The organism is Stenotrophomonas sp. STEN021 (assembly GCF_056760175.1).
The window spans coordinates 39485-51103 of record NZ_JBRREH010000004.1 but is presented as its reverse complement, the minus strand read 5'-3'; the positions used below and the strand labels follow the sequence as shown (position 1 = coordinate 51103).

Here is an 11619-nt window from a genome sequence, read left to right as displayed (position 1 = left end):
TCGCCTCATCAACGTCTGAAGCCCGCCACAGTGTGATGCGATCTTCATAGACATACGTGTGCGTCTGGTCAGTGCGTGGCTCCCAGCAAAATATGCAACGTACCGAGAAACTTTTCATCAGCGGCCTAACGCCTGAATTAAGCCGACCCGCGAAGCGGGTTCGGCTTGAATGAACTGTTAGGTGGTAGATCAGTGCACCCTAGTCCGCTGTGCTTTGAGGTCGTCACTGGATAGACGCACGGGTCATCGCAACAAGTCTTTGGGTCATCAATGAGAATTGTGGGCTCCTCGGGAGGGGGAGGAAGATCAGTTCGCTTGGTTGCGATTTTGGTTGCACAGCCAGCTATAAACGCCAGGAGAAGAACGAGCATTGCTCTGATTGCCATGTTTCAGCTCCCGCCGCCTAACGCTCTGAGTGAAACCGCTGCTACGAAGTGGCAGTCGGCTTGAATGAATTGTTAGCTGCCTGCGACGATATTTGGAGCCCGGCCAGACCAGAAATCATTGAGGCCTTGCCACCACCGGAGGCTCTCGGGGCCTAGGTGGCTAGCAAATGCTTCTGGATCGATGCCAGCGTTGCCCCAAATATTCTGAACGGCCTCCAGTATGCCGAAAGTAGCGAACTCGTTGACCCAGGGGGAGCCATTGAGGTGTAACTGCTCAATGGCGGCAGCCAAGGCTGGGAAGGTCGATGAATCGCCGGCGCTATGCAGTGTGAGCAAGTGAGCTGCCAGTTCTCCGGCTGAGACATACAAGAGGTCACTTCCGTGCCCGAGTAGGTGCGCCTCCCAAGTGGAGCGAAAGGATGGCCCGCCCCCAACTTTTTGGAGCTTGGCTTTTTATTGCTCTATCATTTTCTATGGGGAAAACTCTGTATTTGCGCCGCGCCGCCACGCGGCGGCGGCTTGGATGAACTGTTAGGCGCGAAAGCCATGCTGGCTGTGAACTCAAAGTCCCCAGATTGCATCTCGAAGCGCCTCCCATAAATCCTTGAGTTTCTTTCGGCTTCCCATGAAGAAAAGGACTCGTACTATTTGTATCAGCGCGGCGACTAGAAGAACAAGGAATCCAATCAGCCCAATTGCATCCCTAAATAAGATTCCCGCGATGGCGAGGGCTACAAGTGCTGCCAGAACAGCTAGGTCGGACTTCCGCATTTCTCTTTGCGTAGCAGTGGTCATCGCGCCTAACTCTGGAATTAAGCCGACTCGCGAAGCGAGCTCGGCTTGAATGAACTGCTAGGCATCGGCGGTAGACTCAAAGTACTGGTCGAACGCCAAAACCGCCGCCTCAATCGTTGATGAAGTGCCGAACCGGTGATGTGGGTCTTGCTCAATTAGCAGCTCCAAGAATTGTGCTTCCAGCGATGCCGTGGCGCCAACCGGTGCGCCCGCGTGGACGTAGTCTTTGCTTTGAACGGTGAATCCAATACCGATGACCTCAAAGACGCGATAAAGAACTGCGCCGCTTTGTACACGACGCCAAATTGGTATGTAGCGATACAAATGGGTCATATGGGCTGGCGGTGAGTTGGTCTGTTGTCTCGTGGGAACGTGTATACGATGCCTAACTCCGGAATTAAGCCGACCCACGTAGCGGGTTCGGCTTGAATGAACTGTTAGGCCTCAATCGAATTGCCTGGAAGCACATGCTGACAGTAGCGCCACTCATGTACCGGCTGATCATCTATGTATGCATCCGGCTTGGGCAAGAAGGCTACGAAGCAATGCTCAATGCCTAGTTCTGCTGCAGAGGAACGAGCGTAGTCCGCGCCGCCGGAGCTCCACAGGTATAGCGCAACTCCCTGCTGGTGCAATTCGCGAACGTGAGCTATCGCAGATGGCATAGGAATGCGCTTGGTGCCAAAAGAGCGGACCAGCGTGTCATCAACGTCTACGAACACTATGCGCTGTTTCATGAGGCCTAACGCCTTAGTTAAGCCGAGCCGCGAAGCGGCTTCGGCTTGAACGAATTGTTAGGGTGTTTCCCGGCCATCTTCACAAGTTCTCGCTCTACCTCTTTAGGGTGCACCTTATCCACCAAATACAACGAGTGACTGCCACCCCACTGATCCTCGATGTGCAGGATATTGTGGCCGCCGTTGCGAGCGAAGCCATAGCTCTCGATAGCTTGCCACGGGATGAGTGTTATCTGGTCACCTTTCACAACCACGATGCCATTCGGCCCTGAACCAATGCTCCGCGGGCTGAGCCATCCGGTGATGTAGATAAAGATGGCGAGGGGAACTCCGATCGCTGGGGCGATCCAAAGGTTGGCAGCCCGCTCCAGCTGAGTGCCCAAGTCTTCACCGAGATTGGCGATTAGGCACACTGCGCCAAGAACGCCGGTCCAGACAACCATTCCCTTCAGGCCTTCACGACTGAAGAGGTTGAACGGGCGCTGTTGCTTAAGGGAAATCGCCCACGGCTCACGCCATTTCATAAAACATCCTAACTCCGGAATTAAGCCGACCCGCGCAGCGGGTTCGGCTTGAATGAATTGTTAGGCCAAAGCCCGGCGAGCTTGCTGGCCTGACGAAACGAGCGTCCAGGCGATCAGGACGAGCGATACCGCCATCGCGACATCAAGCAATCGCTGTATCAAACCTCTCCATAGTGCGACATCCGGCTGGATCATGATCACAAAAACCACTGGAAAGGCGCCTCCGACCAAAAGCATAAAAGCGCGGCGCCACTTGAACGCACTGAATTTAGGGGCTAGCGAGATCAAAGCAATGCCGACACCCATGCCAAAGTAAGTCACGATTGCGTACAAATTGTGCATGATTTGGCTAATTGAGCCCTCAATTGGACAGCCGGCATCACATGGAGCGAATAGCGCAAGGAAGTATGAGGCAGGAAGTGACCACAAGAGCCAGAAGCCTAACCGGCTAGCTCCAGATACTTGAATGAGTGGCGCGGCCGAGATAAGGAAAGCTGACAAGAGAACGGAAGTAACAAGGAAACCTGCATAAGTGAGCGTGTTGGCCTGAGCCGTACCCGTTGCGTTGTACTCGCTCACGAAGTTTGATAATTGCGAATAGCCGGGCTTTATGGCGCTACCAATAAAATAGAAACAAATTGCGTACAAAATTGATAAGACCAGTAGCAAACGAGTGAGTTGTGCTCTGTCCATGAGTCTCCGATAGTCTATCTTTTGGCCTAACGCTCTGAGTTAAGCCGCTGCCACGAAGGGGCAGTCGGCTTGAATGAATTGTTAGCCCCCGGCTTGCGGTTGCCCAGAGATAATACTTTCAATCCAATCTCTGTAATGGCTTAAGCGGACGTTACAACTGATTTGACCATACCGTCCGGGCGTCCTAATAGTACTTTGAGGATCTGACCATGAAGTCAGTCCGGCCACTAGCCAATCTCTCTCAGCCTGAATAAGAATTGCTCCACCACTGTCGCCGCTTCCAGACCCACCCTCAAGTGGCAGGGCATCCGAAGGCTTGTCGAAGATGTAGCAGAGCCATCGGCCATCGGCGCTTGTGATCTTGTTGTACGCACGACGAAGTTCGGTGCGGTGGGAGTCACTGAATTCATATCCGGTAAGGCCGTTGCCGGTGGCACCTTTCCCGAAGATCTTGACGACCCGATCAAACTCGTCATCGCCCTTATATATCGAAACGGGGGCAACATCGGTAACAGGTTGCTTCAGTTCAATAAGCGCGATGTCGTCCGAAGAGGACAGCAGCACCCGGAACAACGTCCAGTCCCATGTTGCCAGCGCCTGATCGAGCAGCTTCTGCGACGGCATTTTGTGCCCCGGATGCAGCACAAGGCGTTCAACATCTCTGGGTGTTCCATTGATGGTGATTTGCTTGATTTGAGCCGCATGTGCGGCGGTGACGACCCAGCGCGGCGCAATCAGTACGCCATGCCCTTCGCCGTGGAGGTCTGCGAGCGCGGGAAATTCGGACACCGGAACCCGATACTTCGCGTCATCGACATCATCGCGAATGACGATCGCGCTTGCACTGAAAGACGCAGCAAGCAGTGCAAGCAACAAGAGTCGGGACATTGCGATTCCTTCGGAAATTCTCAAGGGGCTAACTCTGGAATTAAGCCGACTCGCGAAGCGAGTTCGGCTTGAATGAACTGTTAGGGGCTTGCAGCACGCCATACGAAGTAAGCGGTTGTTGATGCTGCTGCCAGGGCGCAAAACCCGATTGCGCACGCTGCGTCAGCTGAAACTGTCTTGCGTGGGGATAGCTTTGGGTGACTAGTGGATAATTTTCGGCTCTTGAAATCCCAAGGTGCAACAGCGTAGTGGCCAAACGAGAAGATTGGGACTAGGAGCCAACCAATGATGTATCCGAGGCCATACAGAACAACCTCGAAAGCACCGCGGAAGATGATCTCTGTCAGTAGACTTGCAGGCATGTGTTAGCGCCTAACGCCTGAATTAAGCCGACCCGCGAAGCGGGTTCGGCTTGAATGAATTGTTAGGCGCCATGTTGCAGATCTTCAAGACCCAACTCAAGGGCGTGAGCGAACTGTCCACATAATGCGGGGAGTTTGATTGCGCCAAGCGCGGCATTGAGAGACAAGAACGTCGGCCCAGCAGGATTTGTCACGCGACGGTATTGGCCGGTTGACTCATGCCAGTCGTATGCGAAAAGCCCGACAGCTGCATAGCTGTCCCAGACTTGCGGTGACCCCAAACCGAAGACGGGAATAAGATCATTGGCACTGTCGTGGAGCTCATACGCTTCCAAGACACAATCCGGAACAGCTCCGCTACCCGCTGTAGCAAACAGTGCTATCGCCCCGGTCGAGTCCCGGGCAAACCAATCGAACTCTCGGCCTTTGATTTCGGAGATGTTGGTCATGGCGCCTGACTCCGGAATTAAGCCGACCCGCGGAGCGGGTTCGGCTTGAATGAACTGTTAGGCGGCTACGGGCTGCCAAGCTGGAAGTCGAATGGAACCTTTCGTTTTCGGGAAGCCGAATCCGCCGAATAGCGCCACTTTGCCACCGTAGATTGCGCGACGCCAGGCCAAGCTGAGTGGCCAGATGATGAAAGTACCGTGGAGGAACGAACTGAACCGTCCGGATCGATCTGCAGCTCCAGCACAACTGCGCCACCGCGCAGCTCTGTAATTCGAGGTGCTTCTGGCGCCGGGCAATAGATGAGCTTTGGGTCTGAGGACATGCACGAGTTGTGAGGTGTGGTAGCACCCGCCGCCAGTGAAAAGAACAACCAGTGGAAGTTCATAGCCGCCTAACTCCGGAATTAAGCCGACCCGCGAAGCGGGTTCGGCTTGAATGAACTGTTAGGCCGCACCGTAGCGAACTTTGCGTCTGCGGTAAACGACTGCTGATACAACTGAGAACACCAGGCACCCCAGCAACGGGACCCAAGCAAGCCCGACGAGGTTTTGTACAGCCGCCAGACCCTGTGAGGGCTCTTGCCCAAGCCCGATGCCGTCGCGAAATTGCCAGCATGCCCAAGCCCAGACTAGCAATGAGAGACTAGAGCAAGTCAGCGCGGCTCGAAGAGATGCCCGCGAACGGCGGGCCGTAAGCCATACGAGGCAGGCTAAAGAAGCGAGCACTGGAACAAGCAAAATTAGAAGAAAATCGCTCATCTTTCTAGGCGGCCTAACTCTGGAATTAAGCCGCGCCGCGTAGCGGCGTCGGCTTGAATGAACTGTTAGGCGGCTGTGGCCACTTACCAACCCTCGGACCAATGCTGCCCTGCTTGTGCAACCGAATGCGAACCGATAATGCCACAGCTTGCGGGACGGGGCTTGCCTGGGGAAACCTTGCCGAGCGTTGCCGCCGAAGTGCGATGAAATGATTGCGACAGAGCGGTGAAGCGTAAGGCGAAGTAGCGAACTTGCCGGTGCCAGGAACAGTTGGAACTGATGCCCGGAGCCGACCAGTGACTTGCCGATGTTGCTGCCGAAAGCAGAACGGCCAGCCAACCCAGCACACAGCCGCCTAACTCGGGAATTAAGCCGACCCGCGTAGAGGGTTCGGCTTGAATGAAGTGTTAGGCCCGCCGCCGGATGAGGTAAACGACCTCATCCGCATCGCTGGCCGTGCCAATCTCGTAAGTAACGTCAGGAACCTCGGCTGTCATCCAGTCTGGAGCGAGCTTTCCCCAGGTCACGTCCTCAAAGCTGTGCGGAAAGGGCGTGCCGTTTGGGTTTTTCGAGTGAGCATAGACAGCGTTGTACCTTGTGTCTCCGAAAAGCATGGCCCAGAGTTGGATAGGCTCTCGTCGTCCAGTCGCGCGATGCTCGATGTGTTGAAGCAACCGAACCGTCGCTGCTGCGACATCTGCCCGGTTCTCTTGGCAAGAGTTGCCCTTTCCATGCCAGTCCACGTGCGTGTGCCAGTTATCAAACCAACTGGATAGATCCAAGCTATCGACGGTGCGGCGAGCCTTAGTCTCGGCACGCGCCCAGTGGGCATTCATCTTCTTTCGATAACGACGGTCCATATGCGGGTCTAACTCTGGAATTAAGCCGCGCCGCGCAGCGGCGTCGGCTTGAATGAACTGTTAGGTGCTTAGCCCATTGCTAGCGAGCAGACGCGCCAGCACGTAATGACCGAAGTTTGCCAACTCTTCCTCGGGTAGTGCGGCCAAGTCCTCAAGGGTGCCGGGTGAATAGTCCTTGAAGGTAACCAGGCCTTGATATGCCCAAACACCCGGTTCTTGGCCCTTACGAGCGTCATCGAGCACCACCCTCAATGAGCCATCCGGGAGCACCGCCAAGCTGCATAAAACAGCCGTGCTCTTTGTTGGGAACGTCTGGGAACTCTCCATAGCGCCTAACTCCGGAATTAAGCCGACCCGCGCAGCGGGTTCGGCTTGAATGAACTGTTAGGCATCGGCGGTAGACTCAAAGTACTGGTCGAACGCCAAAACCGCCGCCTCAATCGTTGATGAAGTGCCGAACCGGTGATGTGGGTCTTGCTCAATTAGCAGCTCCAAGAATTGTGCTTCCAGCGATGCCGTGGCGCCAACCGGTGCGCCCGCGTGGACGTAGTCTTTGCTTTGAACGGTGAATCCAATACCGATGACCTCAATGACGCGATAAAGAACTGCGCCGCTTTGTACACGACGCCAAATTGGTATGTAGCGATACAAATGGGTCATATGGGCTGGCGGTGAGTTGTTCTGTTGTCTCGCGGGAGCGTGTATACGATGCCTAACTCTGGAATTAAGCCGACTCGCGAAGCGAGTTCGGCTTGAATGAATTGTTAGGGCTCACTACTGGAGCCCAGTGGTTGGCGGGAGCGGCGTGCTAGAAGCGCAACCTTGAGCGATACGTCAGGTTGTTTACGCCAATTGTGTCGTTTGGCCGATGCCACGGCCGACTCAACTACTTCTGGATCAGCGGGAATAGCTCCGGAAAGCGCTGAAAGCTCTTGATGAACGGCTTTGCGATGGGACTGATTGACCCATTGCTTGCGCTTGGCGATGGCATTACGACCGCCCCACTGACTCTCCGCAACAATGTTGCGTCGATCATGCTCAAGACTAAGAGCCTTCTTTTCCTGAGGGGTGAGAGGATGCTTCATGTGAGCCCTAACTCTGGAATTAAGCCGACCCGCGCAGCGGGTTCGGCTTGAATGAACTGTTAGGGCGCGGTTGCTGCATTGCGCCCAAGCATGTACTTGATGGCATGTGCTTGGCTACCAAGTATGAGAACTACTGGTGCAAAGCAAGTTAGCGTGGATTGCCAGAAGTGGCCATCTTTGTGATCGATGGCAGCCCAGAGAAGGGAAATAACAGCGGAACCGATAAGGGTTGGGAGTGTGTACGCGCGCATAGCTACAGACCGCGATCGAAACACGAGCCAGATGATGGACACGATGCTTACGAGCCAAGCGATTGGGAAAATGATTTCGACACCCATGATCTGCGCCCTAACTCTGGAATTAAGCCGACCCGCGCAGCGGGTTCGGCTTGAATGAACCGTTAGGCGGCTGTAGCCAATTGCATAACCCATGGCCAACGCTGCCCTGCTTGTGCAACCCAACGCGAACCGATCATGCCACAGCTCGCGGAGTGGAGCTTGCCCGGGAAACCTTGCCGAGCGTTGCCGCCGAAGTGCGATGAAATGATTGCGGACGAGCAGTGAAGCGTAAGGCGAGGTGGTGAACTTGCCGATGTCAGGAACAGTTGGAACTGTTGCCCGGAGCCGACCGGTGACTTGCCGATGTTGCTGCCGAAAGAAGAATGGCCAGCCAACCCAACGCACCGCCGCCTAACTCTTAGTAGACCGCCTAAAAGCGGTGTAAAGCCGAGTATGCCAACTTTGAAGTCACCTTTAAACTGAAATTATTTTCATTGAAAACAAAGGTTTGCGATCATTGAGGCGGCTTGGAATCACATTCCGCGCCCGGGTTTAGCGCCGTTTCTTCACCGTGATATCCAATACGTCCCCTTCCGGCAGGCGTATTGGTGCTTGGAATGCGGTGATCGCGGTAGATCCTTCATCGGTCCGTCCAGGCTGCATGAGGAATTCGGAGTTGATCAAACGCTGCGATGCAATCGGTCATACCTTCACTCCACTTCCCGCACCCGCGCCAACTCCGCCGCATTCCGAAGCGCCTGCAGAAACCTGGCCAGCGGCGCGCTTTGCGGTTCGCCATCACGTGTGTAAACCATCACCGGGCGTTGCCATGCGAACCCTGGTGCATCGAGTTTCACCCAATGCCCAGCAAGCAACTCGGCTTGCGCCAAACGGCTGGGCAGTAGGGTCAGGTAACCGCCGTCGCGAATCATCGCGCGCATGAATTCCGGCGAGCCACTCTCCATCGTGTTGAGTGGTGGCTCCAGCCCGGCTTCATGGAAGCGCTGCCGGAACGCGCCTTCGACAGCACCAAGTCGGCGGCCGAAAATCCAGGCCTGCTCAAGCAATTGTGCCGGGCTGATATCACGTTGCCGCGCCAGCGGGTGGCGCACGCTCGCGAGTACGCGGTACTCGTCGTGCATCAGCACTTCGCTCTTGATGCGCGGGTCCGGGTCGCCGTCGCCGAAGGTGTGCAGTGTGACTACTGCATCCAGCTCGCGTGCCAGCAGGTTGGGCAGCAACTCGGGCAGGATGCCGCCGCTGACGTGGATGCCGATCTTCGGCCAGTGCCGGCGCAGGGCAAGCACTGCAGGTGCGACCAGTGAGCCGGCGGTGCTTGGGCCGGTGCCGATGCGTACTTGCCCTTCGGCGCCGGTCTGCAGCTCCTGCAGGCGGTCCTCGAAGCGGCGAACGGCGTCGTGGGCCGGCTGGGCGTGCTCCATCAGCAGGCGGCCGACGTCGGTGAGCCGCGCCTCGCGGCTGCCGCGCTCGAACAGGCGCGCGCCCAGTTGCTGCTCCAGCGCCAGGATGCCCTTGCTCAGGGCCTGCTGGGTGCGACCGGTTGCGGCGGCGGCGCGGGTGAAGCTGCCGTGTTCGACCACGGAGAGGAAGTAGCGGAGCTGGCGGAGATCCATGGCGGCACGTGGTAACAACCAATGGTTGTGGATCGTACGCGAATTGGTTGGCGGTTGTCGGGATAGGGCGCTGATAGTCGGGGTATCGCAATCTCCCGGGAGGGGAACCATGGCCAGTCGCAACGCCGTCAAACAGTGGGACCAGCAGTACGACCTCGTCATCGCCGGCTTTGGCCTGGCGGCCATGTGTGCCGCCATCGAGGCGCACGACCTGGACCCGAACCTGTCCATCCTCATCCTTGAAAAGGCCAACGAGGCCGAGACCGGCGGCAACAGCCGGGTGGCCGGGCAGTCGCTGCTGATCACCAAGAACGCCAAGGTGCTGGCCGAATACCAACGCAAGATGAGCGTTGCCAACCCGATCCCGGAAGACATGCTGGTGCCGTGGTCCGAGGCGATGGAAGCGCTGGAACCGTGGATCCAGGAGCGCGCGGCCCAGGCTGGTGCGCAGTTCATCCACGGCACCGGTTTCTCCGAGCGCGACGCGGTGCTGGAGTTCCCGGAGTTTGGTGCGCGTGAGGCCGTGCATTGCACCGCCACCATCCTGCCGATCCCGTCCGGCGTCTATCTGGCTTTCCGCGAGAACATCCGCCTGCGCCCGCGCATCCAGATCGCCTATGAGTCGCCGCTCAAGGACCTGGTGCAGGACCCGGATACGCTGGAAGTATTCGGCGTCATCGCCGAGCAGAACGGCGAGCGCGTGGCCATCCGTGCCAATAAGGGCGTGGTGATGGCGACCGGTGGCTTTGAGGCCAACCTGGACATGCAGCGCAATTACTTCGGCCTGGCCAATCCGGCACCGCTGGGTACGCCGCACAACACCGGCGACGGCATCAAGATCCTGCAGAAAGCCGGCGCGGATCTGTGGCATATGCGCAACCAGGGGCAGTCCGGCGGTATCTGGCCGGGCTTCAAGCCGGAGGGCTTCGTCAATGGCTTCCTGCGCAATTTCTTCTGGCAGAGCTTCAGTTGGATCGAGGTGGATGCGAACACCGAACGCTTCTACAACGAGACCGCCGAGCTGCAGCTCACCCATTACAAGGAAAAGAAGCACGGTCATTGGGTGGACACCCCGCATTACCGCGCGCAGCCGGTGCATATGATCTTTGATGCCATTACCTGCCAGTACAACAAGCTGGTGGTGGAAGTGATGAGCTGGAACCCGGTGGTGCGTGGCTACAGGTGGTCCGATGACAACTCGGTGGAAGTGGAGAAGGGCTGGATACAGAAGGCCGATACGCTGGAAGAACTGGCGGTGAAGATCAACCGTGATCCGGCCAAGCTGCGTGCGGAAGTGGAGCGCTACAACGCGGCTTGCGCGGCGAAGAATGATGCCGATTTCGGGCGCAATCCGGAGACTCTGTATCCGATCATGCAGGCGCCCTTCTATGGCATGCGGGTTGATCCGGTGATCGTGTGCACTGGCGGCGGCGCGCGTCGCAACATCAAGTCCGAGGTGCTGGATCATGATGGCAAGCACATCCCGCGCTTGTATGAAGCTGGTGAGATGGGCTCTATGTTCTCCGATCTGTACCAGAACGGTTCCTACCTTACCGAAGCGATGATCTCGGGGCGTGCTGCGGGTCGTGAGATCGTCGGTCTTGGCAACTGGGAGGGCTGAGCATGAAGGTTGCTACCCCCGCCATGAAGCTGGACGTGCGCATCAATGACGTGAGGGCCGAAGATGGTTTGCTGGTGATGGATGGTGTCGCTGGCATGTTGCCGTGCAAGACCAGTCTCACGCCGGCAGAGTTCCGGCAGATGATGAAGTTGGCGCTGCGCCCGAGCGTGTTGGCGCTGTTGTTCAAGAAGTAAGCCAAGCGCTGTGCAGCGTCGAGCCGAGCCGAGCTGCTGTTTGAAGCCCATCTCCCGCCGGGAGAGGGGTTGGGGAGAGGGTAAGGTGCGAAGCACCTCGCAGTTGCTTGAAGCCCCGCTCGCGGTAGATGGGAATCGACGCAAGGTCAAGCATCAGCTGTAGTGCCGAGCCATGTTCGGCAGGGGCTTTACCGCAAAACCCAAAGCCAAAGCCCCCTCATCCCAACCCTTCTCCCGCAGGCGGGAGAAGGGCTAAAGCAACGGCCAAAGCTAGAGCAACAGCCACAGCCACAGCCAAAGCCAAAGCCAAAGCAAAGTAAAGGAAATCCAGAAAAGCATCGGGACCGAAATCCG

At 57.0% G+C, this 11619-nt stretch carries 13 protein-coding genes and 1 pseudogene; 2 read left to right on the top strand and 12 right to left on the bottom strand.

Features of this window, described 5'->3' with window-relative positions:
- Positions 1-458: 458 nt before the first annotated feature.
- The 12 genes and pseudogenes from ACVOL0_RS01605 to ACVOL0_RS01550 form a co-directional block, all read right to left on the bottom strand.
- Positions 459-797: pseudogene (locus ACVOL0_RS01605) on the bottom strand (DUF7674 family protein); the annotation flags it as partial.
- Between the two features lie 441 nt (positions 798-1238).
- Positions 1239-1514, bottom strand: a complete 276-nt coding sequence (locus ACVOL0_RS01600; protein ID WP_481547594.1) for a hypothetical protein — start codon at positions 1512-1514, stop codon at positions 1239-1241.
- Positions 1515-1618: 104 nt separating this feature from the next.
- The gene (locus ACVOL0_RS01595) at positions 1619-1918 is read right to left on the bottom strand and encodes a DUF705 domain-containing protein (protein ID WP_481547593.1); all 300 of its coding nucleotides are present in this window, start codon (positions 1916-1918) and stop codon (positions 1619-1621) included.
- A 17-nt stretch (positions 1919-1935) separates the two neighbouring features.
- A complete protein-coding gene (locus ACVOL0_RS01590; RefSeq protein WP_481547592.1) occupies positions 1936-2442 on the bottom strand; it encodes a hypothetical protein in 507 nt (168 codons plus the stop codon).
- Between the two features lie 60 nt (positions 2443-2502).
- A complete protein-coding gene (locus ACVOL0_RS01585) occupies positions 2503-3135 on the bottom strand; it encodes a DUF998 domain-containing protein (RefSeq protein WP_481547591.1) in 633 nt (210 codons plus the stop codon).
- Between the two features lie 81 nt (positions 3136-3216).
- Positions 3217-4023: a trypsin-like serine protease gene (locus ACVOL0_RS01580; RefSeq protein ID WP_481547590.1), complete on the bottom strand. Its 807-nt coding sequence runs from the start codon at positions 4021-4023 to the stop codon at positions 3217-3219.
- Positions 4024-4447: 424 nt separating this feature from the next.
- A complete protein-coding gene (locus tag ACVOL0_RS01575) occupies positions 4448-4834 on the bottom strand; it encodes a hypothetical protein (RefSeq protein WP_481547589.1) in 387 nt (128 codons plus the stop codon).
- Between the two features lie 65 nt (positions 4835-4899).
- A complete protein-coding gene (locus ACVOL0_RS01570) occupies positions 4900-5157 on the bottom strand; it encodes a TonB family protein (protein WP_481547631.1) in 258 nt (85 codons plus the stop codon).
- Positions 5158-6000: 843 nt separating this feature from the next.
- Positions 6001-6453, bottom strand: a complete 453-nt coding sequence (locus ACVOL0_RS01565; RefSeq protein ID WP_481547588.1) for a hypothetical protein — start codon at positions 6451-6453, stop codon at positions 6001-6003.
- Positions 6454-6837: 384 nt separating this feature from the next.
- Positions 6838-7113 carry a hypothetical protein gene (locus ACVOL0_RS01560; RefSeq protein ID WP_481547587.1) on the bottom strand — a complete coding sequence of 92 codons (276 nt, stop codon included), beginning with the start codon at positions 7111-7113 and terminating at the stop codon, positions 6838-6840.
- A 104-nt stretch (positions 7114-7217) separates the two neighbouring features.
- Complete coding sequence (locus ACVOL0_RS01555) at positions 7218-7538, bottom strand: hypothetical protein (RefSeq protein ID WP_481547586.1); 321 nt, start codon at positions 7536-7538, stop codon at positions 7218-7220.
- Positions 7539-8526: 988 nt separating this feature from the next.
- On the bottom strand, positions 8527-9450 hold the full coding sequence (locus ACVOL0_RS01550; protein ID WP_481547585.1) for a LysR family transcriptional regulator: 924 nt from the start codon (positions 9448-9450) through the stop codon (positions 8527-8529).
- Positions 9451-9559: 109 nt separating this feature from the next.
- On the opposite strand from ACVOL0_RS01550, the gene ACVOL0_RS01545 reads away from it, so the two are divergent.
- The gene (locus tag ACVOL0_RS01545; protein WP_481547584.1) at positions 9560-11071 is read left to right on the top strand and encodes an FAD-dependent oxidoreductase; all 1512 of its coding nucleotides are present in this window, start codon (positions 9560-9562) and stop codon (positions 11069-11071) included.
- A gap of 2 nt (positions 11072-11073) precedes the next feature.
- Positions 11074-11265 (top strand): hypothetical protein, encoded by a 192-nt coding sequence (locus ACVOL0_RS01540; RefSeq protein WP_481547583.1) that lies wholly within the window; start codon positions 11074-11076, stop codon positions 11263-11265.
- The last annotated feature ends 354 nt before the right edge of the window (positions 11266-11619 follow it).

Coding starts and splice junctions, on each gene's coding strand:
- ACVOL0_RS01600 (WP_481547594.1), bottom strand. CDS start 1,514: ATGACCCATTTGTATCGCTACATACCAATTTGGCGTCGTGTACAAAGC.
- ACVOL0_RS01595 (WP_481547593.1), bottom strand. CDS start 1,918: ATGAAACAGCGCATAGTGTTCGTAGACGTTGATGACACGCTGGTCCGC.
- ACVOL0_RS01590 (WP_481547592.1), bottom strand. CDS start 2,442: ATGAAATGGCGTGAGCCGTGGGCGATTTCCCTTAAGCAACAGCGCCCG.
- ACVOL0_RS01585 (WP_481547591.1), bottom strand. CDS start 3,135: ATGGACAGAGCACAACTCACTCGTTTGCTACTGGTCTTATCAATTTTG.
- ACVOL0_RS01580 (WP_481547590.1), bottom strand. CDS start 4,023: ATGTCCCGACTCTTGTTGCTTGCACTGCTTGCTGCGTCTTTCAGTGCA.
- ACVOL0_RS01575 (WP_481547589.1), bottom strand. CDS start 4,834: ATGACCAACATCTCCGAAATCAAAGGCCGAGAGTTCGATTGGTTTGCC.
- ACVOL0_RS01570 (WP_481547631.1), bottom strand. CDS start 5,157: ATGTCCTCAGACCCAAAGCTCATCTATTGCCCGGCGCCAGAAGCACCT.
- ACVOL0_RS01565 (WP_481547588.1), bottom strand. CDS start 6,453: ATGGACCGTCGTTATCGAAAGAAGATGAATGCCCACTGGGCGCGTGCC.
- ACVOL0_RS01560 (WP_481547587.1), bottom strand. CDS start 7,113: ATGACCCATTTGTATCGCTACATACCAATTTGGCGTCGTGTACAAAGC.
- ACVOL0_RS01555 (WP_481547586.1), bottom strand. CDS start 7,538: ATGAAGCATCCTCTCACCCCTCAGGAAAAGAAGGCTCTTAGTCTTGAG.
- ACVOL0_RS01550 (WP_481547585.1), bottom strand. CDS start 9,450: ATGGATCTCCGCCAGCTCCGCTACTTCCTCTCCGTGGTCGAACACGGC.
- ACVOL0_RS01545 (WP_481547584.1), top strand. CDS start 9,560: ATGGCCAGTCGCAACGCCGTCAAACAGTGGGACCAGCAGTACGACCTC.
- ACVOL0_RS01540 (WP_481547583.1), top strand. CDS start 11,074: ATGAAGGTTGCTACCCCCGCCATGAAGCTGGACGTGCGCATCAATGAC.